The sequence below is a fragment of the Psychrobacillus vulpis genome (assembly GCF_006861825.1).
Lineage (GTDB): Bacteria > Bacillota > Bacilli > Bacillales_A > Planococcaceae > Psychrobacillus > Psychrobacillus vulpis.
This window is the reverse complement of record NZ_VDGI01000003.1, coordinates 206,807-233,115: the sequence shown is the minus strand read 5'-3', so window position 1 is coordinate 233,115 and position 26,309 is coordinate 206,807. Positions and strand designations below refer to the sequence as shown.

Below are 26,309 nucleotides of genomic sequence, written 5' to 3'. Positions count from 1 at the left end.
TCGCTTTAAAGGGGCTTGACCACTGGTATTGAAGTTTAAATGTACTCTTTTCTTCGATGAGTTAGCACATGAACTGTATATTTTCCAACTAACTGTAGTTATCTGTGAAAAATATCCATTTTTAAATTTAAATATAGTAGCCGAAAATTTCTCTTCGGCTACTTGTAGACTATCGTTAGAATTATTCCTAGACTAAACTTCCTTCCTCTTGAAGTACACAAATCCAGAGCTCAAAAACAATCCGAGACTCCCTAGAATAACGATTAATAATGTCACTAACGAAACATTTAAAGCACCAAAACCTTCAGATGAATTTGGCATCATAGCTAAGAAGGGCTGTGCCCAAGGGTAATACGGTCCAAACTTTTCAGAGTTTATAATCAACATATTCGGAATCGTCAAAATAACATTGAGCGCAAGCGGTGCAGCAAAACTTGACCATGCAACCGACACGAACATTTGTAAGGCAATCAATGGTAGACAAGCAACCCATCCCCCAACGATACTGATCGCAATACTATCCCATGGAATAACACTCGGATAACCCTTCACCCAACCGATGAACAACAAACATACGACGAACAGTAATTGTGTCGCCGCTATCAAAGCAGCGACAACGAGCAACTTCGCCACATAGATACTCCCTCTTGAAACAGGCATTGCTAACAGCTGTTTCCATCCACCCCCCGCATGTTCATAACGACAAACAAAACTTGAAAAAACACCTGCGAGCAAAGGCAAAAACAGAATCGCATGGCTAATCGTCATCATGGAGAGCGTCGTCATCCACTCTGCGCCCTTTACATTCGTTATTTCATTTGACTCTAGTAAACCAAGAAATAATGATAAGATTGGACTTACAAAAATGAGAAGCCATATTAAAGATTTCCTTAACTTTAAAAATTCAGATTGAAATAATCTACCCAATTATCTCACTTCCTTCCTATGAAAATCTAAGTGGCTAACCAAATAGAGTAGTAAACCAATAACGATACTTGCTACAATGGAATAAACAGCCTTCTCCAAATCATTGACTAACAATGGCCATTTCCATGGCACCCAATTTGGAAAATTCATCGAATACATCGAAATAATTGTCCCCATAATCCCCACAGTAAGTGGAATCGCCTGATTCTTCATCGTAATCGCTAACCATATTTGCAAAGCTAGAAACGGCAGCGATGCAAGGAACGGAAAGAAACACATTTTGAGTAAATAAAGAAAAGGAATATTTACCCCAAATTTCAACAGCAATCCAAGAACTATTATGCCACCTGCTAAAACTACGCACGACAAGATAAGTAACAGGAATGCTAATAATGCTTTCCCGGTATACACCTTCGTCTTGGATATCGGCAAAGCAAGTAATTGCTTCCAAGCATTTGTTTGGTGTTCAATATTGGCAATCATCGACGTAATAATCGTTAAACCAATCAAAATCGTCGGAATCGATAGTAGTGAAGCCTCATTAATGAGTCCTCCCCACAAATCATCCTTATATACTTTTGTAAGATAGTCATACCTGAGCCCAAAATTACACGCTTCTAAAGCAACCACTCCGATGGGGCCTAAAAAGATTAAAAATAATATCATTTTCCTTTTAATTTTAAGCATTTCGGAAGCCATAATGCGACCCATTACAAACTTCCCTCCCCGCCTGTCAACTCTAAGAAAATTTCTTCAAGTGACTTTTTCTCTTCTTCTACTCGGTAAATGGAATAATCGTTTTTAACTAGTGATGACACGATTTCAGCAATCTTTTCATCCGTAACACTATCTACAAATAATTGATTTTGAACTACATCCGTTTTAAACCCATTGGACATTAAATTTCTCCAAGCAGATTGAGCATCGTTCACGGTCAACTTGATTTTACTTGAAGAGCGTTTTCTCAACGTTTCAATGGAGTCTTGAAAAATCATTTCCCCTTTTGAAATAATACCGACTTGTGTTGCCATTTGATCGATTTCAGATAATAAATGACTCGACACGACTATCGTAATACCATGCTCTTTTGGCATGCTTTTAAGAAGTTCACGTATTTCGATAATCCCCGACGGATCAAGGCCATTTGTCGGCTCATCCAAAATTAACAATTCTGGATTGCCCAATAATGCAGTCGCAATGCCAAGTCGTTGCTTCATTCCTAAAGAAAAACCTTTAACCGGTCTCTTTGCATCCCTCGTCAACCGTACAATGGATAGTACCTCATCAATTCTTGACTTGGGTGCATCCAATAAAATTCTTACAGCTTCCAGATTTTCATATGCTGTCAAATGTCCATAATACGAAGGATATTCCACGAGAGAACCAATTTTCTTTAAAACAGCAAGCTTATCTTTTTTCATATCCTTACCGAAAATATGAATCGAACCTTTTGTTGGACGCGCAAGACCTAACAACATCTTAATCGTTGTCGTCTTCCCAGCACCGTTCGGCCCTAAGAATCCATATATTTCTCCTTTCTTCACTTTCAAATCCACTTGATGTACGACACGTCTAGCCCCATACTTTTTCGTCAACTTCTCCGTTTCAATAATGTAATTACTCATGATCTTCACCTCAAACCTATCGTAACTCTTGAAGTTTAAAACGAAGGGTAGATGTAGTTTAAATTTTGTTTAAATTAGAAAAACATATGGCACCCCTGCTTTTCTCAACGAGATTGAGCTGGTCCAAATGATCATTTTCCAACTAAACCTCTTATTTTTACAACTAAATGCCCAAAAATTCCAATTAAAAGTCGTTTCCCTTTCATAGTTATACTTTTGTCTAATAAAAGAAAAGACAGGCCTCGTCAATGGCCCATCTCTTCTTATTTTGGAGTAATTTTCATTGTTGTTCCCTGTTCACTTGTATCGATGTCCCAATTGAGTTGCATTTCTTTAAGCATTAGCGAGACAACAGATAGTCCAACACCAGCACCTTTTTTGCCTGATTGAGCACTCATTCCCGGACCACGATCTTCTATTATAACTGATCTATTTTCAATTTTTATCCCTACATATCTTCCGTTACCCGCATGCCTATAAACATTTTGAAAGAAATTATCGAGTATACGATGAAACCATTGCGGATCGATATTCCACACAATTCGCTCATCAGGAATCTCTAACTCAATTTTGAATTTCATGTTTTCAAATATAGGATACCACCCCGCAAAAGAAGTACGTATGAGTCGCACTATATCCACTTCTTCCGGATGGTATGGATATTTCCCAGCATGAAGTAATGTATAAGAGAGTAAATTCTCCATCAGCTCAGCCATAAAGTTAACTTTTTCATCTATTAAATCAACGGATTCTTGCCCATCTTCACTAAGACTTTCTTTTTTCAAACGGTATGCATGTCCGCGAATGGTCGTCAAGGGCGTCCGTAAATCATGTGATAAATTGGCAATTAATTCTTTCCGCAGCTTTTCCTCTTCTTGCTCACGCTTTCTTCCTGTTTCAAGCTCCTCAACCATTCGATTAAACGACTGTCCTAAACGCCCAATCTCATCCTGATGCTTCACTTCAACAGCTGATGGGATACTATTTCCTTCAGAAGTATCCATCACTTTTTGTAAATGAAGGAGGCGCTTTCGAATGCGGTAAAAAAATAGTGTCGATATAACAATGAATCCTATTAAAATAAGGATAAACGTGCCTATGATAAAATAATTGTATAACTCTCCATTTATACTACTAGGACTAACCATATCCGAACGCGGAATTTGCAATACGATAAACCCTTCTCCTTGGTCGTCACCTATGAAAGAAACAACTGTAAAAGGATCGACCTCTCCCCCACGATTCTTTTTCATAAAATCAACGGCATAGGACGCACTCCAATGTTGAGGTATCTCTAAAGATTCCGGATATTTCAATCGATTCTGTCCCTCTTCATCTATAAAATAGAGTGAGGCCTCCGGATAAATCCCTTTCATCTCCAAAAACTTATCGCGAATCTGTTCTTCTGTAGCCCCTCCTAGCTCTTTTGCAGTCGAAGACCACATTTGCTCTATATCAGTTCCATTATAGTATCGATCAGAAGAATCATCTTCAGGAGTAAAGTTAAAAAAAAGAATGGAGAGGGCTGGAACAGTAATTGGGATAAACATCGTCGCTACTAAAATTATCAATACATATTGTATCAATAATGACTGCCTGAGCTTTTTCATAACTTCACCCGATAACCGATCCCTCGAATCGTTTCAACAATTTTGGGTTCACTCGGCTGCTCTTCAATTTTTTCGCGTAAATAACGAATATGAACCATTAAACTTTTATCCCCTTCTAAAAAGGACGCTCCCCATACCGCCTCGTACAATTGCTCCTTCGTTAAAATTTGATTTGGATGTCGTAATAAATACATAAAAATTTGGTGTTGCTTTGCTGTCAAAAGTATTTCTTCGCCACTTTGCGTTAAAATTCGATTTTCAGTCAAATTAACAATTAATCGACCTACCCGAATTTCTTCTGGCATAGCGCGCTGATTCCTTCTTAGCAATACTTCAATTCTTGCCGCCAGCTCTTCAGGATGAAAAGGCTTCGTCACATAATCATCCGCAAAATTTAGCCCCTGTAACTTATCATCTACCGAGGTCCTAGCAGACAGCATCAAAATAGGCACCTCAGGATGATGACGTTTTAGCCTCTGCCCTACGGTAAAACCATCTAATCCAGGAAGCATCACATCCAAAATGACTAATTCCTCATCCTTTAGTGCCTCTACCGCTCCTTCACCGGAAGTTAGCCAATGGACAAAATAGCCACGTTGTTCTAAATCCTCTTTGACAATACGTCCAATCTCCAAATCATCTTCTAAATATAGAATTTTTTTCACTTCTATCCCCACCTTCAGCATTCAGGAGCATTGATTTACTAGAAAATCTCATTTTCTCCTATCAATTATACCTCACTTTACAGGGGGCATTGCTTGGGATTTGTCCCTGTGCATCACATAATTCAGAAATAGTTTCTTACACAGGGACACCGTTAATTTTTTCTATCAAACGGATAATCTCTGCTGTTTCCTCTAATGGAACTGGGGTTATCCCAGTTTCACTAGATCCACATCGGATACATCAAAAATTGCTTTAATAGTAAGTACTTGAACATCCGAATTGGGGGAACGGCATTCCGACCATTATCTAAACAATATTTTGTTTTCAACTCCTCTAAAACGAAGGAGAAGTCTACCAATTCGTTTATTTGACGAAGTATATTATCTTTAGGAACGACCAAATCATAAATTGCCATTTAAATTAAGGGTTTCTTGGTTAGAAATCATTTTGCACACCACCATTTAGTCTCTCTATTATTAACGAATAAGGTTTTTAGAAGAATAGGTGGATGCTAGTTGATTGGAGTGGAAGGCGGCGACTCCAGCCGGAATAGCATGAGCTGAAGACCCTGGACTGAGTGTAGCGAAATTAATTTTTGCGACGAGCTTGCGCAGGAGCAAGGGAAGCGGCTGAAGCCATGCCGGCGGAAAGCGTCCGCCTGGTACGGAAATCAACGATTTCCCAATAAAAAGAGAGTATGTGAACAACTTGTCATTCACCATACTCTCTATGAAATCTCTTGGAGGACTTTTTCAGTGCCCTCGCAGCGAAGAGGCTGAGGCAACGCCTGCGGAAAGAGTGCCGTTTCAACGATTTTCTTATTAATTGGACTATTGGTCAACCCTGGAGTGACACTCTTTCAGCGCCCTTACAAGTCTTTACTATTCCTAGTAAAAGTACTATAAACACTGGGTTCATAGTACATCATTTTTATATACTTTCTTATCTATAAAAAAAAAAGACTGTAGCAACTTTTAGAGTTTGTCTACAGTCTGAACTGAAGCAAATAACTTCAGTCTTTTAACGTTTTATTTATTTTGTAAAAATTCGTCCCATACTTGATCGAAACCTAATTTTTCTTCTTCAGTCATCTCTACAAGCGGTAATCGTAATGAACCGACTTCTACACCTACTTTAGAAAGTGCATATTTTACAACTACCGGATTTGGATGTACAAACAAACCTTTCATAACTGGTAGGATTAACTGATGAATCTTTGCTGCTCTAGCATACTCACCAGTGTGAAATGCTTGAATCATTTCTTGCATTTCACGCCCTATCACGTGCGATGCAACAGAAATGATACCTGAACCACCAATAGCTAATAATGGTAGAGTTAGAGAATCGTCTCCACTGTAGACAAGAAAATCGTCGTCAACATTCGCCAATATTTTTGTCATTTGATCCAAGTTTCCACTTGCTTCTTTCACAATTTGAATCGAAGGTATTTTACTTAATGCTACAATTGTTTCGGGCTCTAAATTCACAACTGAACGACCTGGAATATTGTAAACAACAATTGGTAATGATGTGGCACTAGCTATCGCTTCAAAATGCGCAATCATCCCTCTTTGATTTGGTTTGTTGTAATAAGGAGTTACGATCATTATCGCATCTACACCAAGTGCTTGTGCCTTTTGGGATAGATCAATAGAAGCTGCTGTATTATTGCTTCCTGTTCCTGCAATTACAGGGACTCTTCCATTCACTTTTTCTACAACAAATTGTATAAGTTCTAGCTTTTCATCTGTTGATAGAGTTGGAGATTCTCCTGTAGTTCCGCAAACAACAAGTGACTCTGTTCCAGTTGAAAGTAAGTGCTCAATTAACTTTTCAGTTGCTGGAAAATCAATTGATCCATTTTTTTGAAACGGAGTAACCATTGCTGTCGATATATGGCCAATATTCATTTACTTACACCTCTTTTAAAATTCCTTCTTCAATTAATGCTTCTGCTATTTGAATCGAATTCAAAGCTGCTCCTTTAAGTAAATTGTCTGAAACAATCCACATATGGAACCCGTTATTGTTGCTAGGATCTTTTCTAATTCGTCCTACGAAAACATCATCCTTATTTGCTGCAAAGTATGGCATCGGATATTGTTGCTGTTCAGGAGAATCTTGTAAAGTAATTCCTTTAGCTGATGAAAGTAATTGTTTAAGTTCATCTACGGTTACATTTTCTTGATCTATTTCAATATAAACCGATTCAGAGTGACCAGTTATTACTGGAACTCTTACACATGTTGCAGCAATAGATAGCTCTGGAATCGACATAATTTTTTTCGTTTCATTCATCATTTTTAGTTCTTCTAATGTATAACCAGATTCATCAAATACATCGATTTGTGGAATAACATTCCCCGCAATTGGATAATGCTTTTCCGCACTTTTCACTGGTAAAATTTCAGGGTTTGGATTATTTTCTTTAATAGCTTCACTTTGAACAGTTAACTCATTAATCGCAGACGCGCCTGCACCTGAAACAGCTTGATATGTGGATACGATTACTTTATTTAAACCATAGTGTTGGCGAATAGGCTCCAACGCACAAACCATCTGAATAGTAGAACAATTCGGATTAGCAATAATCCCTGTTTGCTCATGTAACGCTTGTTTGTTCACTTCAGGTACAACTAGTGGTGTATCTTTATCCATTCGGAAAGCACTAGTATTGTCGATTACTATTGCCCCTCTAGAACTTGCTTCTTTTGCCAATGCTTTCGAAACAGAGCCTCCTGCAGAGAAAAATGCAACGTCCACCCCTTCAAACGCATCCGGAGTTGCCTCCTCCACTATATATGTGATGCCATTCACTTCCAAGTTTTTTCCTGCTGAATTTTTGGAAGCTAAAAGCTTTAAATTTGAGTAGGGAAAGCTTCTCTCTATTAATTTTTCGATAATTTTCTGACCGACAGCACCTGTCGCTCCAACTACTGCTACAGTATAACCTTGTGACATGAAAGCTCTCCTCCTAAAATCAAAACATATTGGCGATATTGTATCATACTATACATGAAAATACATCATCTTTTATATTTATAATTTATGGGTGATTAGCACTGGCTGGAATTGTTTTCCTTTAATAGCATGTTCAACAGTTGGAATAATTTTAGCAAAATCAGCAATGAGTGAATTTGGTTTTTTATGAGGATTGTCTTGACCAAAGGGGATAAAGTAAATGTTTTTTGTGGAAAGAAGCTTCATAATATTCATACCATTAAGTCCAAGTGCATCATTAGTAGAAATGCCAAGTACAACTGGCTTTCCATTTCTTAATGTCGCTTTGGCTGCCATTAATACTGGTGAATCAGTTTGAGCGTTTGCAAGTTTACTAATTGAATTTCCTGTCATTGGAGCAATAACCATACAGTCGAGTGGATTAGTAGGACCAAACGGTTCTGCTTCCACAATTTTCGATACTACATTACTTCCACTTGCCGCTTCAATTTTTTCAATCCATTCTTCCCCCGTACCAAATCGAGTTGCAGCAGTTAAAACAGAATACGTTATTATTGGGACGACTGTAGCACCCAAATCTGTAAACTGTTTAATCATTGGAATAACTTCCTCGTACGTACAGTGAGAAGCGGTTATTCCAAGACCAATTCGAAGACCGTTTAACACTATTTTTCCCCCTCCAATAAAGCCAATTGAGTTTGAACCGATGTTGCAATTAAATATCCTGCATCTTGCGGAAAAAACATGCCAGGCAAACTAGTTGCATGAACGTAATTCTCTGGCCTATTATCTATTGAATCTAAAAGACAGCCTGGATTGGAAGCTAGATCGAAAACTTGTTTGAAACAAGCTGCATCTGAATTTATGAGCCATTTAGATGGAATCGTGTTTATTAAATATGCTGTAGAATCTTTTTGTTTTTCGATAACATTTTTAAATGTTTCTATTTGAAAGCCGTAGCTTTTCGCTTCATAAAGCTGATGCTCCGAGCGCACCGAAATTATTACTTTTGCACCTAAATGATGCAATGCAAATGCTAGTCTTTTCCCAACTCTTCCATAACCAGTAATGATAAATTGTTTATCGTAAATCGCCTGTTTTTCATTCAAGTAAAAATAGTTAATAAACCCTTCTGCTGTAAGATTTGCATTATCCCAAATCCACTGCTCATCTTCTAAATAGTAGTAAACTTTTCTATTTGGATGATTACATACTAGTTCCATTTCTTCATACTTCTTGCCCACAAATACCACATCACATGTTTCGGGTAAAGAGAAAGGACGCTCCATTTTTAAAGCATGAATTGGAAAAAATATTATTTTTGGCTCGAATTCATTTATAGCTGATTCTAATTCTTCATTCCATACCATCGTTGAAAATAATTTAGGCTCTAATTCTCCAGACAATGCTTCTTGTAAGTACTTTAAGCGGTCATCGGTTCCGATAATGGCACATTTTCTATTCATGAATACACACTAGAATCGCCGGAAGAATCCGCTTCATTGAACAAAATACGATCTTTTCCTATAAGAATAATTTCTTCCCATGAAATAAATTCTTTTTTCTTATTTGCTTTATTTGCTTGAAAAAAAGATGCCGATTTTGGATATACTTCGAATCCTTCGATTTTCCCATTAGTTGGATTAAACAACAACTCTGTATCTGCTAGTTTCCCATATCTAGCACCGTCTTTTACTTGAATAAGCTCTTTTTCAGCAAGTTCTGAAAGTAACAACCTTTTCCCTCCCCTATATATTTCTACTTATGTATATGCCTTTTGTTCAAACAAAGTGAATAGAAAAGCGAAAGACACTTAGAGACAAAAAAAAGTCAATCATCATTGATTGACTCCGACTGTAAACAAATTCGTTTTTACAATGAATTGAGATGTATAAGAGAATCAGCGGGGCCCGCCACTTCGCTTTCCGTGGGCTTGGCTTCAGCCTCCTCGTCACTGCCGTTCCTTCGGGGTCTTCAGCTCAAGCTATTCCCACAGGAGTCTCCGTGGCGGGCCCTGCCTATTTTTCAAAAGTTGAAAGTGGAAATCTGAAGATGCTGTGATCAATCAATGTTTCTCGGAACATCTGATAAAAATAACGGATTGACTATCCCATTTCATCAAGTGAAAGGGCTTTTAATGTCCACTTTTCTGTTTATTGAAGACTAAAATGAGCGGAAGGCGGCGACTCCTGCGGGACAGCGAGACTGTCCAAGACCCCGCAGGCAATAAGTAGGAAGGCTAAGATCGCCGCGTCCTGCGGCAACGCCATCATGACCAACATCCTGTTGGCCCGAGGCTTGGCGCGAGCCCGCGGAAAGCGTCCGCCGGAAGCGATTGCAAAAGGAAAAGTACAATAATCATTATGTTCTTAATACATTTTGATTCATAAAAATGATTTTGTCGACAAGCTAAATCAATCATCATTGATTGACTTTTTTAGGCATTATAACTGATACTGCTGGTTCATAAGAAAATATTTCTCTAGCTAGAGTCACTACGGACTCCTGTGTTACTTCATCAATCGTTTCACTAACTTCATCTAGTGAGCGATGTTTTCCATAAAGCAACTCATTTTTTCCATTTCTACTCATTCTAGCATTTGTGCTTTCTAACCCTAACAATAAATTACCTTTCAATTGTTCTTTAGCATTAGAAATTTCTGTTTCAGTAAATCCATTGTCGACAATCTTACGAATGGATTCATTAATGGTAGACTTTAATTCATTTAATTGGTTACTAGACGTGCCCCCGTATATAACAATAACTCCTGTATCCTCATAAGAAGAGTGGTAAGAATAGATGGAATACGCGAGACCTTTATCTTCTCTGATCTCTTGAAAAAGCCTAGATGACATACTACCGCCCAAAATATTGTTCAATACAACTAAGCTATAAATATTGTCCGCTTTCACGCTTAATCCTGGAAATGCTAAACAAATATGAGCTTGTTCTGTTTCACGGAAATTCTCCGTATATATAGGCTTTAATGTAGGAGTATTTACAGAGGAAACTTCCCCTTTACTTTGTTCAAACTGCTCAAATAATGTTTCAATATATTCTAATAGTCCATCCTGGATATTTCCAGAAACAGAAACAACAACGTTTTCTGGAATGTAATGCTTTTTCATATACATCAAGATCGAATCTCTCGTAAAACTATTTAATGTTTGTTCTGTACCCAAAATCGGAGAACCTAATGGATCGTTTTCATACATTGCTCTCCATAAATATTCATGAACAATATCATCCGGCGTATCTTCTACCATATTAATTTCTTCTAGTACTACTTGCCTTTCTTTCTCAATTTCAGTTGGATCGAATAAGGAATTAAAAAACATATCAGCAAGTATTTCAATAGCGTATTTCGAATGATGGTCTAAAACTTTTGCATAATAACACGTATTCTCTTTAGATGTAAATGCATTAATATTTCCACCGATACGATCAAATTCTTCTGCTATTTGTTTCGCAGACCTCGTAGCAGTTCCTTTAAACAGCATATGTTCGATAAAATGCGTTAACCCGTTTTCCTCTGGAAGTTCATATCTTGACCCTGCCTGCACCCATATACCTACCGCTACAGAACGTACATGTGGGATATGTTCAGAGACGATACGAAGTCCGTTTTTACATGTAATTTTGTTTATCAATATGGCACCCCTATCTATTTTATTCAAGTATTAAAAAAAAGTTGCCGTAGATTTTTTCCTACGGTCAACCTTGTGTGTTGGAACGTTATGGTAGTATTATTGTTCTTTTTGTTCCGCGCGCTCTTTTTCTTCTTTTAGTACTACTTTTCGTGATAAATTTACACGGCCTTGGTTATCAATTTCAATTACCTTAACTAAGAGCTCGTCTCCAATTTTAAGTACGTCTTCTACATTTTTCGTACGTTCTTCTTGAATTTCCGAAATATGAAGTAAACCATCTTTTCCATTGAATATTTCTAGGAAAGCACCGAATTTCTCAATTCGTTTCACTTTACCTAAATAATACTCTCCAACTTGTGCAACACGAACGATATCTTCAATAATTTGTTTTGCGCGAGCAATCATATCTTCATCTGGAGAAGCGATATAGATCGTACCATCTTGTTCTGTATCGATTTTCACACCAGTTTCATCAATAATTTTATTAATCTGTTTACCACCTGGTCCAATTACATCACGTATTTTGTCAGGGTTTATTTTAATAACTACAATTTTAGGTGCATATTTAGACAATTTCTCACGTGGTACGGAGATTGTTGCAAGCATGCTTTCTAAAATTTGCATACGTCCGATTTTAGCTTGTGTTAATGCTTCTTCTAAAATCGTTCTAGATAAACCATCAATTTTTATGTCCATTTGAAGAGCTGTAATCCCTTTAGATGTACCAGCTACTTTAAAATCCATATCTCCTAAATGGTCTTCCATTCCTTGAATATCTGTTAAAATGGTATAGTTTTCACCTTTTTTCACAAGTCCCATTGCAATACCAGCTACAGGTGCTTTTAAAGGAACTCCAGCATCCATCATAGCAAGTGTAGAAGCACAAATACTAGCCTGAGAAGTAGATCCATTCGATTCTAATACTTCCGCAACAAGACGAAGTGTATAAGGGAAATCAGTTTCACTCGGAATCACTGCTTCTAGAGCACGTTCTCCAAGTGCACCATGTCCGATTTCACGACGACCAGGAGCTCGAATAGGCCCAGTTTCTCCTACGCTAAATTGAGGGAAATTATAATGGTGCATGAAACGTTTCGATTCCTCTACACCGATACCATCTATAATTTGTACATCGCCTAATGGCCCTAAAGTACAAATACTTAATGCTTGCGTTTGACCACGAGTAAATAATCCAGAACCATGTGTTCTTGGTAAAATTCCAACTTCAGATGATAGTGGACGAATTTCATCTACTCTACGGCCATCTGGACGAATTTTGTCATCTGTTATTAAACGACGAACTTCGTCTTTGACCATAGTGTCTAAGATTTCACGAACTTGTTTCAACGTTTCATCCGTTGCTTCTTGTTGTGTGTATTGTTCCAATACTTCTTTTTTCACTTCAGAAATTGCATCTTCACGAGCGTGCTTTTCTTGTACTTGTATAGCTTGTACAAGTTTTGGTTCGCAAATTGCTTTTACTTCAGCAAATAGTTCTTTATCTAGTTCAAACAGGACAATCTCTTTTTTCTCTTTTCCAATTTCAGCTACAACTTTTTCTTGGAATTCAATCAGTTTTATAATTTCACTGTGACCAAACATAATTGCTTCTAACACTACTTCTTCTGAAACTTCCTTAGCTCCAGCTTCAACCATGTTAATCGCATCTTTTGTTCCAGCAACAGTAAGATCTAAAATACTTTTCTCCATTTGCTCTACAGTTGGGTTAATAATGAATTCATCACCAATCAAACCAACTTGTACACCTGCTATCGGTCCTTCAAATGGGATATCCGATACACTTAATGCCAACGAAGATCCTAGCATTGCTGCCATTTCAGAAGTGCAATTTTGGTCCACTGACATAACAATGGAGATAACTTGTACTTCATTACGGAATCCATCTGGGAATAAAGGACGGATTGGTCTATCTATTAAACGACTAGCTAATATTGCTTTTTCAGAAGGTCTTCCTTCTCTTTTAATAAATCCACCTGGTATTTTACCAACCGCATATAATTTTTCCTCATAGTTACATGTTAGAGGGAAGAAATCTAAATTCTTTGGTTGTTTCGAAGCAGTCGCTGTCGATAATACTGTTGTATCACCATATCTTACTAAAACAGCACCGTTCGCTTGTTTTGCAAGTTGTCCAATTTCTACTTGCAACGGACGTCCTGCCCATTCATACGTAAATACTTTCTTTTCACTCATCAATTTGGACTCCTCTCAACTTAAAAAAACTCCTAATAAAGGGTATATAAAAGTTATATGTATCATAAGTAGTGTATCAAAAATATTGAAACTATGCGAAATATTTTAAAAAGAATAGCATGAGCTTGTAAATCTGCCTCAACAAAGGGTTCCTACAATAAGAATCTGCAGTAGTTCCAGTTTGTATTCGGCTACAAGTGAATGCCCTCTGGAGTCTAGACAATAAATAAAAATGCTTTTTTATCATTCCAATAGAAAAAGCGGGATAAATCCCGCTTTTTTCTAAATGTTATCTTATCGACGTAAACCAAGTTTAGCGATTAGCTCACGGTAACGTTGTACTTCGTTTTCACGTAAGTATTTTAACAAGTTACGACGACGACCAACCATTTTGAATAGACCACGACGTGAATGGTGATCTTTCTTATGTGTACGTAAATGTTCGTTTAAAGAATTAATTTCTTCTGTTAGAATTGCGATTTGAATTTCTGCAGATCCAGTGTCACTTTCGTGAGTTCTGTACTCAGCGATTAATTCATTTTTGCGTTCTTGTGTAATTGCCATGTTGATTTCCTCCTAGAATTCAAAGTATCCCCTATTCCTGAGCAATCGTTGGAGAATCGAAAAAGCCAAGGAATGGTTAAGTACAGTTTTGTACATTTACAGAATAACATATTCTATTATGCTAAGCAACTAATTAAATTTGGTTGAAATAATCGATTGCTACTAATTTATCTTTTCCAATTTGTTCTTTCAATTCATCGATTCCATTAAATTTTTGTTCTGAGCGTATCCGTTTATACCAGTGTACAACAACTTCTTCACCGTAAATAGATTGATCAAAATTGATAATATGCACTTCAATAGAAAGTTTTTTAGCATCTGGGTTGTTAAATGTCGGCTTGAATCCTACATTGCAAACTCCTTCATACCATGTTTCTTGCACACGTATTTTTACTGCATATACACCAGTTGCAGGAGTATATTGCCCTTCAGTTGGTTGAACGTTAGCGGTTGGAAAATCTATCGTTCTACCCCTTTTGTCCCCGTGAATAACAACGCCAGTTAACTTAAAAGGGCGCCCTAGAAGTTCTTTTACTTCTTCCAAATTTCCTATTTTAAGCTCAGCTCTAATTCTAGTAGAGCTAATTTTCTCACCTGTCAGTTGTTGTTTGTCCACAACGGAAACTGTATAATCTCCAGCAGCTAGATTTTCCATTTCCTTCATAGTACCTTTACCAAATGCACCAAATGAAAAATCAAAACCTGCTGTTACATGCTTTACATTTGTATGTTTTATAAAAGAATCAACAAATTGTTTAGGTGTTAGCTTAGCAAAGTCTGAAGTAAACCTCACAACAAAAACTGCGTCTACTTCTAGTTCCTTTAATATTTCTATTTTCTGCTCAAGTGGAGTTATATAAAATACTTGTTCTTTACTTCCACCTAGCACTAAAGAGGGATGAGGATCGAACGTCATTACTGCGGTCTTTATATGAAGCTCTTTACCTTTTTCTAATGCTTTTTTTATTACCTCTTGGTGACCTCTATGTACCCCATCAAAGAAACCAATTGCTAATGAGTATGCATTGTTATGCTCATTTTCAAATAAATGATGTGGATAAGATAAGTGATATACTTCCATATTACTCTCCTTTTTCAGCTGAAAACATTTTCTCAGGTTTCATCATACCATTTTTCGTTGGATGCTTTATATATACTGCCTTAGGAATTAAATCTTTTGTATAGATAATTTTTTCATTTTGTTCAAGTAAAGAATGTGCTTTTATAACTTGCCCGTTTAATATACTTTTCTCTATATCAACTGTTATCTCAATATGTGGCCAGTTTTCTAAAGCATACTTTATCGGAAAAATGGAATCCATAAGATATCCATTTTCTTTCGCTGCATCTACTTCTGCCAATGTTAAACATTGATCCTTTGTAAAACTTCCCGAAGCAGTTCGAACTAAAGAAGACATATGGGCTGGATAACCGAGTAACTCCCCAATTTGCACAGCGAGCGTTCGAATATATGTACCTTTACTACAACCAATTTCAATGGTAAATTCGATAGTTTTTCCAGCGAAATCTGTCGCTTCATCAAGTAGGTTTAGTTTATAAATAGTCACCATTCTACTTGGTCTTTCTACTTCTCTTCCTTCTCGAGCGTATTCATATAACTTTTTCCCATTTACTTTAACTGCAGAGTACATCGGAGGTGTTTGAATAATTTCACCAGTTAACTTTTTTAATGTACTTTCTATTTGCTCACGAGAAAAATGCTTATCCGATTCATCTTGACTGACCTTTTCTCCATCCGAATCTTCTGTTGTTGTTGATGTTCCAATTGATATCGTTGCGATATACGTTTTACCTTCGTTCATTATATACTCGGATACCTTTGTTGCTTCCCCTAAACATATTGGTAATACTCCTTCTACACTTGGGTCAAGTGTACCTGTATGCCCAATACGCTTCATTTTTAATATTTTGCGAAGCTTAAACACACAGTCATGAGAAGTCATTCCTTTTTCTTTCCATAGCGGAAGTATTCCTTCATACATTGACTTCACCTCTTTAACATTGATATACAACAAAGAAGTCTGCTCGGTATAGTAAGCAGACTTCTCGTTTTCTGTTTATTCTTCTGATGATTTGTTAAGATTTCTCAATAAATCATCTATACGATTTCCGTAAGCTGCAGACTCATCAAATTTAAATAATAGTTCAGGCGTAATACGAAGTCTAATTCGTTGTCCTATTTCAGAGCGAATAAACCCTTTTGCTTTTTCTAAAGCTTTTAATGTATCCTCTTGTTTTGTTTCTCCACCAAGTACAGTTATATAAATAGTAGCTTGTTGAAGATCACCCGTAACCTCTACATCCGTTACAGTAACAAAACCAATGCGGGGGTCCTTTAGTTTTCGGACAATAATTTCGCCTAACTCTTTTTTCATTTGTTCGGCAACTCGGTTTGCGCGCATCGACATGATGGCTTCACCTCATATTCTGTCTATAAATATTCTTTTCTTGTTTCAGTCCGTTCCCATTCGGGGTTAGAATCCAAATAACGAATGGCATGCATGAGCTCTCGTTCTGCAGCAAGTTTGTCTGAAGAAATTGTAACAATGCCAATACAAGTCCGCTGCCATACATCTTGGTGATCTAACTCCACTATAGAAACATTGAATTTCTGTTTCGTACGAGTGAGCATACTTTGAAGAACTGCTCTTTTTTCTTTTAAGGAATGTGCAGTAGAAATGATGTATTCACACTCTGCGTATACAATCATTATCGTTTAATCTCTTCCATTACATATGCTTCGATAATGTCATTTTCTTTAATATCATTAAAGTTTTTAATCGTAATACCACATTCGTACCCTTTTGCTACTTCTTTTGCATCGTCTTTGAAGCGTTTTAAAGTATCTAATTCGCCTTCAAAGATAACGATTGAATCACGAATAATACGTACACCGCTGTCTCTAGTAATTTTACCTTCCGTTACATAAGAACCTGCAATTGTACCCACTTTAGATACTTTAAATGTTTCACGAACTTCTGCTTGACCGATAATTTTCTCTTTGAATTCAGGATCAAGTAACCCTTTCATCGCAAATTCAATTTCTTCGATTACTTTATAAATAACTCGGTGTAGACGGATATCTACGCCTTCTTGGTCTGCTGCACGTTTTGCATTAATATCAGGACGAACGTTAAATCCGATAACAATAGCGTTCGAAGCTGCTGCAAGACTAATATCTGATTCTGTAATTGCCCCTGCACCAGTGTGAATGATACGAACATTTACACCTTCTACTTCGATTTTCATAAGAGAAGCAGCCATTGCTTCCACAGTACCTTGAACATCCGCTTTAACTATTAAGTTTAATTCTTTCATTTCACCTTGTTTCATTTGATCAAACAAGTTGTCTAATGTCACGCGAGCTTTTTCAGAACGTTGGTTTACCTGAGCTTGTGAAGCACGAGTTTCCCCAACTTGACGTGCAGTTTTTTCATCTTCGAATACAACGAAACGATCTCCTGCTTGTGGTACTTCACTTAAACCTGTAATTTCTACCGGCATAGAAGGACCTGCATCTTTCACTCTGCGACCAAGATCATTTACCATTGCACGTACGCGACCAAATGCATGACCTACTACGATTGGATCTCCAACGCGTAATGTACCATCTTGTACTAATAATGTAGCAACTGAACCTCTACCTTTGTCCAACTGAGCTTCAATAACTGTACCTAATGCAAGACGTTTTGGATTTGCTTTTAATTCCGCAACTTCAGAAACTAATAATACCATTTCAAGAAGATTGTCGATTCCTTCGCCTTTCAATGCAGAGATTGGAACGAAAATTGTTTCTCCACCCCATGCTTCTGGCACTAATCCATGCTCTGTTAACTCTTGCATAACACGATCTGGATTTGCAGAAGGTTTATCCATTTTATTGACAGCAACAATAATAGGTACTTCCGCAGCTTTCGCGTGGTTAATCGCTTCTACTGTTTGTGGCATCACACCATCATCCGCTGCAACTACAAGAATTGTAATGTCTGTGATTTTTGCTCCACGTGCACGCATTGTTGTAAACGCCGCATGTCCAGGAGTATCAAGGAAAGTAATTTTCTTACCATTATCAACTATTTGGTATGCACCAATATGTTGTGTAATACCACCTGCTTCACCAGCAGTAACTTTTGTGTTACGAATCGAGTCTAAAAGTGTCGTTTTACCGTGGTCAACATGTCCCATAATTGTAACAACTGGTGGACGTTCTTTTAAATTCGCTTCGTCTTCTTCAGAAGATTCGAAATGTACTTCTAAATCGGTAATATCGATTTTAATTTCTTCTTCTACTTCTACTCCATAGTCTGCACAAATTAACTCAATTGCATCCTTATCAAGTTCTTGGTTAATTGTTGCCATTACTCCAAGTAAAAACAGTTTTTTAATAATTTCTGAAGGCTCACGACCAAGTTTTTTGGCAAGTTCAGTTACTGTCAAAGATTCTGTAAAAGTAATTTTTGCAGGAAGCTCTCTTTCTTTTCTTGGTACTGGTGGTTGAACAGGAGTTGTTGGTCCTTTTCTTCTTTTTTGAGGTCTTTGCCCCGGTCTATTTTGTCCACCTGGTCTGTTTTGTCCGCCCGGTCTATTTTGTCCACCTGGTCGATTATTATTATTGAAAGACTTTTTATCTTTTGATTGATTGTTTGTGCCTTGGTTAGTATTTCCTTGTGCAGGTTTTACTTGTCCTTGGCTATTATTATTTGTTGGACGGTTTGTGCGATCATTTTGCCCAGCTGGTTTAGATTGTGATGGAGCTGATTGTTTCGTCTGCTCCACTGATTTTTTATAAACACTATCTAATTTTTGGACAGCGTCTCCTTCAAGCATTGACATATGGTTAGTCACTTGAATATTAAGTTTTCCTAGTTGCTCAATAACTTCTTTACTTGATTTTTCTATTTGTTTCGCGTACTCATGAACTCTGATTTTAGTCATTAGCTCACCCCCGGTTAAATTCGTTGAGAAGGCCGGACAGTTTTTTAGCGAAACCGTCATCCATAATGGCTATTGCCACCCTGGCCTCTTTTCCCGTCGCATGTCCGAGATCGTGCCGGTCTCCAAAGACATGCAGCTCAACGTTAAAAGATGCACATTTATCATTTATTTTTTTTGCTGTATTTTGAGAAGCGTCTGAAGCAAGTATAACAAGCTTTGCTTTATTGCTTCTTATTTCTTTTACTACTAACTCTTCGCCAGAAATTGTCTTCCTAGCTCGAGTCGCAAGGCCAAGTAGTTGCATTATTTGTTGCTCGATTGTCATTTTAGTTTTTCTCTCTCTATAATGACGATTAACTCATCATATATTTCATTTGGAATTGGCGATTCTAAATGATTGCCAAGTGAATTTTTCTTTTTTGCCTGATTGACTGCTTCGATTGTTTTCGAAACATAAGCACCTCTGCCTGATTTTTTGCCTGTTAAATCGACAGATACTTCTCCTTCTTTTGAGCGAACAATGCGAATCATTTCTTTTTTAGGAAACATTTCACCTGTTGCAACACATTTACGTAATGGAATTTTCTTTTGAATAGCCATACAAGCTCACCACCCTTGCTTACTCTTCATCTTTATAGAAGTCAAAGTCATCCATATCATCATCTAAGCTCTCTAATACAACTTCAGGAGAGTTTTCATTTGGATAGATTCCTAATTCTCTTGCATCTGTCTCACTCTTTATATCAATTTTCCAACCAGTCAATTTAGCAGCAAGGCGTGCATTTTGTCCTCTTTTACCGATAGCTAATGAAAGTTGGTAATCTGGAACTACAACAGTTGTAGATTTTTCTTCCTCGTTTACTTGTACATCTAGCACTTTTGAAGGGCTAAGTGCATTTGCAACAAAAACTACTGGATCTTCTGACCACTCAACGATATCGATTTTTTCACCGCTTAATTCATTTACAATTGTTTGTACACGAGCACCTTTTGCTCCTACACATGAACCAACTGGATCTATTTCTTCATTATGTGCAAAAACGGAAATTTTAGAACGATCTCCAGCTTCTCGAGCAATTGATTTAATCTCAACGATTCCTTCGAAAATTTCAGGTACTTCCATTTCAAATAAGCGACGAAGTAATCCTGGATGCGTTCTAGACACAAAAACCTGTGGTCCGCGCGTAGTACGTTCTACTTTTGTTATATATACTTTAATTCGGTCATGAGGACGAAAAGTTTCTGTTTGGATTTGCTCATTAACCGGTAACACAGCTTCTACCTTACCTAAGCCTACGTAAATATTACGTGCATCTAAACGTTCCACAATCCCGTTGACAATGTCGTCTTCACGATCAACATATTCTTCATAAATTAGACCACGTTCTGCTTCTCTTACTCTTTGTGTTACCACTTGCTTAGCAGTCTGTGCAGCAATACGGCCAAAGTTACGAGGAGTAACTTCTTCCTCTACAATATCACCAACTTCGTAAAGTGGATTGATTGCTTTTGCATTTTCTAAAGATATTTGTAAACGGTCATCTGCCACTTCTTCCACTACATCTTTTCTAGAATATACAAGCATAGACCCGTTAGCTAAATTGATATCTACACGAACATTTTGCGCTTGATTAAAATTTCTTTTATAAGCTGTAACAAGAGCTGCCTCAATTGCTTCTATTAATACATCTCTTGAAATTCCCTTTTGTTTTTCGAGCGCAGTTAACGCATCTAATAATTCACTACTCATAGCTATCACTCCTCAATATACATTATGCAGAGAAATCGATTGCTAAACGAGCAAGCGCAATTTTCTCTTTATCAATTTGAATTTTAACTCTTCTAGTTTTTACACGTACTTCTATTAATGCACCTTCTTCTACAGAATAAGAAAGTAATGTCCCTTCAAATTCTTTGGCACCATTTACAGGCTCGTACGTTTTAATAAAAATGTATTTTCCAACTGCTTGGAGAAAATCTGCATCTTTTTTTAATGGACGTTCAGCCCCTGGAGATGAGACTTCTAAGAAATAGTTTTCCGTGATTGGATCGATGACATCTAATTTTTCGCTTAGTTTTTCACTAACTTGAGCACATTGCTCTATATCTATACCACCAGCTGGCGTATCAATATAGATTCTTAGAAACCAATCGCGACCTTCTTTTACATATTCAATATCTACAAGTTCTAAATTTAACTCTTGCAAAATCGGCGTTACAAGCTCTTCAATTTTACTAGTGATATTACTCATACAAGCCTCCTACACATTAATGATTTTATATATATAAGAATAAAAGCGAAAGCGCCTAGCTCAGTATCTTAGATTTACTATTATCTATACTGGAGGTCTATACGCTGGAGTCTGGACGTAGAACACTTGTAGTAAGTTTACTACTTGTGTAATTTTCATTATTCCTAGATAACAACAGAAAAGAGCGGGAAATCCCACTCTTTCGTCACAGAACTATGAAACATTGGTAGTTTTTATATTACCATACTAATCATTTTCATGCAAATTCATGAGGAAAGCGTAAGCGCTTATATACCGCTAGCGACATCATTCTTTCTCTATTTTCACTAGAACTAGTAGTATAGATCAAATCTAAATTACTTAAAATAAAGAAAGCTGGTTGGCGTCTGGAAGCCCTTCTAAACAACCCATTGCATCCATGTATTCAATAATTGTTTTTGAAACTTTACCTCTTTGCTGTAAGTCCTCTTTTGATAAAAATTCTCCATCTTGTCTTGCTTTGACAATCTGGATTGCAACGTTCGTTCCTAATCCTGGAATTGCATCGAAAGGAGGAATAAGGGTATTTCCTTCAATCGTAAATTCAGCTGCTTTAGATTTGTACAAATCAACTTTTTGCAGTTTGATTCCGCGTTCCGACATTTCTAATCCGATCTCTAATACTGTCGCTAAGCTTTTTTCTTTTGTAGATGCTTCTAAACCTTTTGCGTTTATCTCATCCAACTTCGCTCGAATCGTTTGAGAACCATTAATCATGGATATTAAATCGAAATCAGATGCTCGAACAGTCAAATATGCTGCATAATATAGTATTGGAAAATGCACTTTGAAATATGCAATACGAACTGCCATTAATACATAAGCAGAAGCATGGGCTTTCGGGAACATATATTTGATCTTTTTACATGATTCAATATACCAGTTTGCAACTCCTTTTGCTTTCATTTCTGCTTCAAATTCAGGAGTTAAGCCTTTTCCTTTTCGAACTGATTCCATAATTTTAAATGCTAATGAAGGTTCGAGATCTTGATAGATTAAATAAACCATTATATCATCCCGACAACCGATTACATCTGATAGTTGGCAAGTTCCATCTTGAATAAGTTCTTGTGCATTTCCAAGCCATACATCGGTTCCATGAGAAAGTCCCGAAATTTGTACGAGCTCCGAAAAAGTGGAAGGTTTCGTTTCTTCCAACATTTGACGGACAAACCGAGTTCCAAACTCTGGAATACCAAGTGTACCTGTTTTACAATCTATTTGTTCTTCTGTTACCCCTAAAGATTCAGTACCACTAAAAATTTTCATCACTTCTGGATCATCTGTAGGAATCGTTTTTGGATCAATTCCAGATAAATCTTGAAGCATACGAATAACCGTTGGATCATCATGTCCAAGAATATCAAGCTTCAGCAAATTATCATGTATGGAATGGAAGTCAAAATGCGTTGTTTTCCATTCAGAATCTTGTGCATCTGCTGGAAACTGAATAGGCGAGAAATCGAATATGTCCATATAGTCAGGAACAACTATAATTCCCCCTGGATGCTGACCAGTTGTACGTTTAACTCCTGTACAACCTTGTACTAAGCGATCAATTTCCGCTCCCCTCAATGTTAAATTATTATCATTCGTATATCCACGAACATATCCATATGCGGTCTTTTCTGCAACCGTACCTATTGTTCCAGCTCGGAAAACATTATCTTCACCAAAAAGAACTTTCGTATAATTATGCGCTGTTGGCTGATATTCTCCACTAAAGTTCAAATCAATATCCGGTACTTTATCCCCTTTAAATCCAAGGAAAGTTTCGAACGGTATATCTTGTCCATCCTTTACATAAGGAATATCACATTTTTCACAGTTTTTGTTTGGTAAGTCAAAACCAGAACCTACAGAACCATCTTGGAAAAACTCGGAATGCTTACAATTTGGACATACATAATGTGGTGGTAACGGATTTACTTCTGTGATTTCGGTTAAAGTTGCAACTAATGAAGAACCTACCGAACCACGGGATCCAACTAAATATCCATCATCGAGCGATTTTTTTACGAGCTTATGTGATATTAGATAGATAACAGCAAATCCATGTCCAATAATAGAAGCTAACTCTTTTTCAATACGTGCTTCTACTATTTCAGGAAGATTTTCTCCATAAATTTCTTTTCCTTTAGCGTAAGTTAGAGTCCTTACTTCTTCATCTGCACCTTCGATTTTAGGTGTATATAAATCATCTTTAATTGGCTTAATATCCTCTATTGAATCAGCAATCTTTTGTGGGTTTGTTACAACTATTTCCTTTGCTAATTCATCACCTAGGAATGAAAAGGCATCTAACATTTCATTTGTTGTTCGAAAATGTACTTTAGGTAATTCATGACGGTTTAATGGATTTGCTCCACCTTGAGAGTTCACTAATATCTTTCTAAAGATCGCGTCATTTTCATGTAAGTAATGTACATTACCTGTAGCTACAACAGGTAAATTTAGTTTTTTCCCTAATTTGATCATCTTTCGAATGATATCTTCTAAATTCCATTCGTCTCGTACTAGTTCTAGCTCGAGTAAATGAGAGTAAACTTCTTTTGGATGAATTTCTAAATAATCATAGAACTTAGCAATTTCCTCAACTTGTTCCAAAGGTTTTTGCATTAGCCCTTCAAATACTTCCCCTTTGTCGCAACCCGAACCGATAATAAGACCTGCACGATGTTTTTGCAATACAGACCTCTTAATTCTAGGAACACGATAGAATGTGGAAATATGTGATAGAGAAACTAATTTAAATAAGTTTTTTAGTCCTTCTTCATTGACAGCTAAAATTGTGCAATGTGATGGTCTAGCCCTTTTATAGGAATCTCCTTGACCTATATGTTTATTAAAATCATCATGAAATAATATATCCTTTTCTGAGGATTCCTTTAATAAATGTAAAAGTAAATATCCTGTTGCTTCACAGTCAAATATAGCTCGATGCGCTTGTGTCAATTCAATGTTAAACTTTTTGGCTAATGAGCCAAGTCGATGAGTTTTTAATTCTGGGTGTAAAAATCTTGCTAATTCTAATGTATCAATGACTGGATGTGTAAAATGATCAATTCCACATCGACGGTATCCTTCATATAAAAAGCCCATATCAAAAGAGGCATTATGAGCTACAATTATTCCATCTCCAATGAATTCATAAAAATCTTGAATAACCTGCTCAATTTCAGGCGCATTACGTACCATGTCATCCGTTATTCCAGTTAACTCAATGGTAGTAGCAGACAATGCATGGTGAGGATTGGCAAATCGTTCAAACTTATCAATGATGTTACCATTTTTCATTTTTACTGCAGCAAGCTCAATAATCTTATCATAAGTCGCAGATAATCCTGTCGTCTCAACGTCAAACACAATATATGTTGCGTCTTCCAATTGAATATGTTGTTCATCATAAGCTATAGGAACTCCGTCGTGAACAAGATTCGCTTCTAAACCATATAAGATTTTTATACCGTTCTTTTTCCCTGCTGCAAAAGCTTCTGGGAAAGATTGGACATTTGCATGATCTGTTATCGCTATTGCTTTATGACCCCATTTAGCCGCTTGAGTAACAAGAGAACTGACTGATGATACAGCATCCATTTGACTCATTGGAGTGTGTAAATGCAATTCAACACGCTTTTCATCTGCTGTATCAAAACGAAGGACCGGATTAATCTCGCACATGTCTTGTGCCATAATGATTAAATCGCGTACAAATGTATCATTTTGAACAGACCCTCTTACCTTTATCCACATACCTTTTTTCAATCGTTCCATCATCTGCGCATCTTCTTTATCTCGTGAGAACATTTTCACAAGGATAGAATCTGTGTAATCGGTCACTTTCACCGTCAAAAGTGACCTACCGCTTCGTAACTCTTTTACTTCAACGTCAAAGACAAATCCTTCAATTGTCACTCTTCGTTCTTCGTCTTGAATTTGACGTATTTCCATAATAGGTTCTTCCTTCTTAAGCGGAATACCCAGTTGGAACGGACCTTCTGCTGCCCCATCTGACCCATTTTCTTGACGACCTTGTTCTCTCTTTTGTAAATCTACTAATGCTTTCTTTCCTAGTTCCTCTTCTTCTAACTTTCGTTGTTCTAAAAAAGCAAGTTGCGCCTCTGCTAGCGCTTGTGTATCTTCGACCAATCGAAAATCAACTGCCATTTTCGGGAAACCAAAGCTAACATAAGTATCTGCCAATTGTTCTACATATTTCTTTTTAAATGTACGAAGCTCGAGTTCTTGTCCACATGTTAGTTGAATTGTTTGTCCATTCCACTCTGGTTGTTGTTGAAGAAGACGATCCTTCAATGGTGGTGCCATATCACTTAATTCATTCATAACTGGAAACCAATACTCTTTTATTTGAGCATCTGATACTTCTGTAACTTCACTTTCAATAGTTAAATGAACGCTTGCAATACCAGCAAACTTTTCTTCCATTCTTTTTCTAAAAATAGTGTATACATCGATTGGAAGAATAAAAGAACAATGAATATGAAAATGCCATTGTCTAATTTTTTTATGGACTGTGAATCTTGTGATGGAGGCATTTTCGAAATGCTTAACGAAAGAATCATCTGTTAATTCAAGTTGTTGTAATAATATATGCATTCTTGTCTTGCCATCTTGCATCATAGTGAATCCCCCCTTAATACTTTACGTCCAAAAACACAAACACATCCGACGGAAATTAACATGGGTTATATAAGTAAAAATCTTATAAATCCCTACACCAAGAAAAAGAAAGGAAAGTTCACTTTATCGAACTTCCCCTTCTTATAATTCCTTATCAAAATTACCTTAGCGTATTTGCGTCCAGATTGCTTGCAAGGTAAACT

The 26,309-nt window shown here is 37.0% G+C and carries 23 protein-coding genes and 1 pseudogene; all 24 read right to left on the bottom strand.

Annotation, left to right across the window (positions count from 1 at the left end; genetic code table 11):
* Positions 1-192: 192 nt before the first annotated feature.
* Positions 193-927, bottom strand: coding sequence for an ABC transporter permease (locus tag FG384_RS05120; protein ID WP_142641509.1), 735 nt, complete (start codon positions 925-927; stop codon positions 193-195).
* The gene (locus FG384_RS05115) at positions 928-1,638 is read right to left on the bottom strand and encodes an ABC transporter permease (RefSeq protein WP_142641508.1); all 711 of its coding nucleotides are present in this window, start codon (positions 1,636-1,638) and stop codon (positions 928-930) included.
* Positions 1,638-2,552: an ABC transporter ATP-binding protein gene (locus FG384_RS05110; RefSeq protein WP_142641507.1), complete on the bottom strand. Its 915-nt coding sequence runs from the start codon at positions 2,550-2,552 to the stop codon at positions 1,638-1,640. The genes FG384_RS05115 and FG384_RS05110 overlap by 1 nt, the downstream gene beginning before the upstream one ends.
* A 263-nt stretch (positions 2,553-2,815) precedes the next feature.
* Positions 2,816-4,162, bottom strand: a complete 1,347-nt coding sequence (locus FG384_RS05105; protein ID WP_142641506.1) for a HAMP domain-containing sensor histidine kinase — start codon at positions 4,160-4,162, stop codon at positions 2,816-2,818.
* Positions 4,159-4,848, bottom strand: a complete 690-nt coding sequence (locus FG384_RS05100) for a response regulator transcription factor (protein ID WP_205961745.1) — start codon at positions 4,846-4,848, stop codon at positions 4,159-4,161. The genes FG384_RS05105 and FG384_RS05100 overlap by 4 nt, the downstream gene beginning before the upstream one ends.
* Positions 4,849-5,043: 195 nt before the next feature.
* Positions 5,044-5,274, bottom strand: a pseudogene (locus FG384_RS05095) (transposase); the annotation flags it as partial.
* Between the two features lie 582 nt (positions 5,275-5,856).
* Positions 5,857-6,738 carry a 4-hydroxy-tetrahydrodipicolinate synthase gene (gene dapA, locus FG384_RS05090; protein WP_142641505.1) on the bottom strand — a complete coding sequence of 294 codons (882 nt, stop codon included), beginning with the start codon at positions 6,736-6,738 and terminating at the stop codon, positions 5,857-5,859.
* Between the two features lie 4 nt (positions 6,739-6,742).
* Entirely contained in the window at positions 6,743-7,789 is a 1,047-nt protein-coding gene (locus tag FG384_RS05085) for an aspartate-semialdehyde dehydrogenase (protein WP_142641504.1), read from the bottom strand.
* 78 nt (positions 7,790-7,867) lie between these two features.
* On the bottom strand, positions 7,868-8,455 hold the full coding sequence (locus FG384_RS05080; RefSeq protein ID WP_142641503.1) for a dipicolinate synthase subunit B: 588 nt from the start codon (positions 8,453-8,455) through the stop codon (positions 7,868-7,870).
* A complete protein-coding gene (locus tag FG384_RS05075; RefSeq protein WP_142641502.1) occupies positions 8,455-9,255 on the bottom strand; it encodes an NAD(P)-dependent oxidoreductase in 801 nt (266 codons plus the stop codon). The genes FG384_RS05080 and FG384_RS05075 overlap by 1 nt, the downstream gene beginning before the upstream one ends.
* A complete protein-coding gene (locus FG384_RS05070; protein WP_142641501.1) occupies positions 9,252-9,524 on the bottom strand; it encodes a YlmC/YmxH family sporulation protein in 273 nt (90 codons plus the stop codon). The genes FG384_RS05075 and FG384_RS05070 overlap by 4 nt, the downstream gene beginning before the upstream one ends.
* A gap of 686 nt (positions 9,525-10,210) precedes the next feature.
* Complete coding sequence (locus tag FG384_RS05065) at positions 10,211-11,440, bottom strand: M16 family metallopeptidase (RefSeq protein WP_142641500.1); 1,230 nt, start codon at positions 11,438-11,440, stop codon at positions 10,211-10,213.
* A gap of 96 nt (positions 11,441-11,536) precedes the next feature.
* Positions 11,537-13,654 carry a polyribonucleotide nucleotidyltransferase gene (pnp, locus tag FG384_RS05060; RefSeq protein WP_142641499.1) on the bottom strand — a complete coding sequence of 706 codons (2,118 nt, stop codon included), beginning with the start codon at positions 13,652-13,654 and terminating at the stop codon, positions 11,537-11,539.
* A gap of 294 nt (positions 13,655-13,948) precedes the next feature.
* Positions 13,949-14,218, bottom strand: a complete 270-nt coding sequence (gene rpsO / locus FG384_RS05055) for a 30S ribosomal protein S15 (RefSeq protein ID WP_142641498.1) — start codon at positions 14,216-14,218, stop codon at positions 13,949-13,951.
* Between the two features lie 133 nt (positions 14,219-14,351).
* Complete coding sequence (gene ribF, locus FG384_RS05050; RefSeq protein ID WP_142641497.1) at positions 14,352-15,299, bottom strand: riboflavin biosynthesis protein RibF; 948 nt, start codon at positions 15,297-15,299, stop codon at positions 14,352-14,354.
* A 1-nt stretch (position 15,300) separates the two neighbouring features.
* Positions 15,301-16,221, bottom strand: a complete 921-nt coding sequence (gene truB, locus FG384_RS05045; RefSeq protein WP_142641496.1) for a tRNA pseudouridine(55) synthase TruB — start codon at positions 16,219-16,221, stop codon at positions 15,301-15,303.
* Between the two features lie 75 nt (positions 16,222-16,296).
* Positions 16,297-16,647, bottom strand: coding sequence for a 30S ribosome-binding factor RbfA (gene rbfA, locus FG384_RS05040; protein ID WP_142641495.1), 351 nt, complete (start codon positions 16,645-16,647; stop codon positions 16,297-16,299).
* 23 nt (positions 16,648-16,670) lie between these two features.
* Positions 16,671-16,949: a DUF503 domain-containing protein gene (locus FG384_RS05035; protein WP_142641494.1), complete on the bottom strand. Its 279-nt coding sequence runs from the start codon at positions 16,947-16,949 to the stop codon at positions 16,671-16,673.
* A complete protein-coding gene (infB, locus tag FG384_RS05030; protein WP_142641493.1) occupies positions 16,949-19,174 on the bottom strand; it encodes a translation initiation factor IF-2 in 2,226 nt (741 codons plus the stop codon). Before infB ends, FG384_RS05035 begins: the two co-directional genes overlap by 1 nt.
* A gap of 4 nt (positions 19,175-19,178) precedes the next feature.
* Positions 19,179-19,499 (bottom strand): YlxQ family RNA-binding protein, encoded by a 321-nt coding sequence (locus FG384_RS05025; RefSeq protein WP_142641492.1) that lies wholly within the window; start codon positions 19,497-19,499, stop codon positions 19,179-19,181.
* Complete coding sequence (gene rnpM / locus FG384_RS05020) at positions 19,496-19,774, bottom strand: RNase P modulator RnpM (protein WP_142641491.1); 279 nt, start codon at positions 19,772-19,774, stop codon at positions 19,496-19,498. The genes FG384_RS05025 and rnpM overlap by 4 nt, the downstream gene beginning before the upstream one ends.
* Positions 19,775-19,793: 19 nt before the next feature.
* Positions 19,794-20,924, bottom strand: a complete 1,131-nt coding sequence (gene nusA / locus FG384_RS05015) for a transcription termination factor NusA (RefSeq protein WP_142641490.1) — start codon at positions 20,922-20,924, stop codon at positions 19,794-19,796.
* Positions 20,925-20,946: 22 nt separating this feature from the next.
* Positions 20,947-21,426, bottom strand: a complete 480-nt coding sequence (gene rimP / locus FG384_RS05010; protein ID WP_142641489.1) for a ribosome maturation factor RimP — start codon at positions 21,424-21,426, stop codon at positions 20,947-20,949.
* Positions 21,427-21,786: 360 nt separating this feature from the next.
* The gene (locus FG384_RS05005; RefSeq protein ID WP_142641488.1) at positions 21,787-26,106 is read right to left on the bottom strand and encodes a PolC-type DNA polymerase III; all 4,320 of its coding nucleotides are present in this window, start codon (positions 26,104-26,106) and stop codon (positions 21,787-21,789) included.
* Positions 26,107-26,309 lie beyond the last annotated feature (203 nt).

Excerpts from the sequence above, each read along its gene's own strand:
- FG384_RS05115 (WP_142641508.1), bottom strand. The coding sequence starts at position 1,638 with ATGGGTCGCATTATGGCTTCCGAAATGCTTAAAATTAAAAGGAAAATG.
- FG384_RS05110 (WP_142641507.1), bottom strand. The coding sequence starts at position 2,552 with ATGAGTAATTACATTATTGAAACGGAGAAGTTGACGAAAAAGTATGGG.
- FG384_RS05105 (WP_142641506.1), bottom strand. The coding sequence starts at position 4,162 with ATGAAAAAGCTCAGGCAGTCATTATTGATACAATATGTATTGATAATT.
- FG384_RS05100 (WP_205961745.1), bottom strand. The coding sequence starts at position 4,848 with ATGCTGAAGGTGGGGATAGAAGTGAAAAAAATTCTATATTTAGAAGAT.
- dapA (WP_142641505.1), bottom strand. The coding sequence starts at position 6,738 with ATGAATATTGGCCATATATCGACAGCAATGGTTACTCCGTTTCAAAAA.
- FG384_RS05085 (WP_142641504.1), bottom strand. The coding sequence starts at position 7,789 with ATGTCACAAGGTTATACTGTAGCAGTAGTTGGAGCGACAGGTGCTGTC.
- FG384_RS05075 (WP_142641502.1), bottom strand. The coding sequence starts at position 9,255 with ATGAATAGAAAATGTGCCATTATCGGAACCGATGACCGCTTAAAGTAC.
- pnp (WP_142641499.1), bottom strand. The coding sequence starts at position 13,654 with ATGAGTGAAAAGAAAGTATTTACGTATGAATGGGCAGGACGTCCGTTG.
- rpsO (WP_142641498.1), bottom strand. The coding sequence starts at position 14,218 with ATGGCAATTACACAAGAACGCAAAAATGAATTAATCGCTGAGTACAGA.
- ribF (WP_142641497.1), bottom strand. The coding sequence starts at position 15,299 with ATGGAAGTATATCACTTATCTTATCCACATCATTTATTTGAAAATGAG.
- truB (WP_142641496.1), bottom strand. The coding sequence starts at position 16,221 with ATGTATGAAGGAATACTTCCGCTATGGAAAGAAAAAGGAATGACTTCT.
- rbfA (WP_142641495.1), bottom strand. The coding sequence starts at position 16,647 with ATGTCGATGCGCGCAAACCGAGTTGCCGAACAAATGAAAAAAGAGTTA.
- FG384_RS05035 (WP_142641494.1), bottom strand. The coding sequence starts at position 16,949 with ATGATTGTATACGCAGAGTGTGAATACATCATTTCTACTGCACATTCC.
- infB (WP_142641493.1), bottom strand. The coding sequence starts at position 19,174 with ATGACTAAAATCAGAGTTCATGAGTACGCGAAACAAATAGAAAAATCA.
- FG384_RS05025 (WP_142641492.1), bottom strand. The coding sequence starts at position 19,499 with ATGACAATCGAGCAACAAATAATGCAACTACTTGGCCTTGCGACTCGA.
- rnpM (WP_142641491.1), bottom strand. The coding sequence starts at position 19,774 with ATGGCTATTCAAAAGAAAATTCCATTACGTAAATGTGTTGCAACAGGT.
- nusA (WP_142641490.1), bottom strand. The coding sequence starts at position 20,924 with ATGAGTAGTGAATTATTAGATGCGTTAACTGCGCTCGAAAAACAAAAG.
- rimP (WP_142641489.1), bottom strand. The coding sequence starts at position 21,426 with ATGAGTAATATCACTAGTAAAATTGAAGAGCTTGTAACGCCGATTTTG.
- FG384_RS05005 (WP_142641488.1), bottom strand. The coding sequence starts at position 26,106 with ATGATGCAAGATGGCAAGACAAGAATGCATATATTATTACAACAACTT.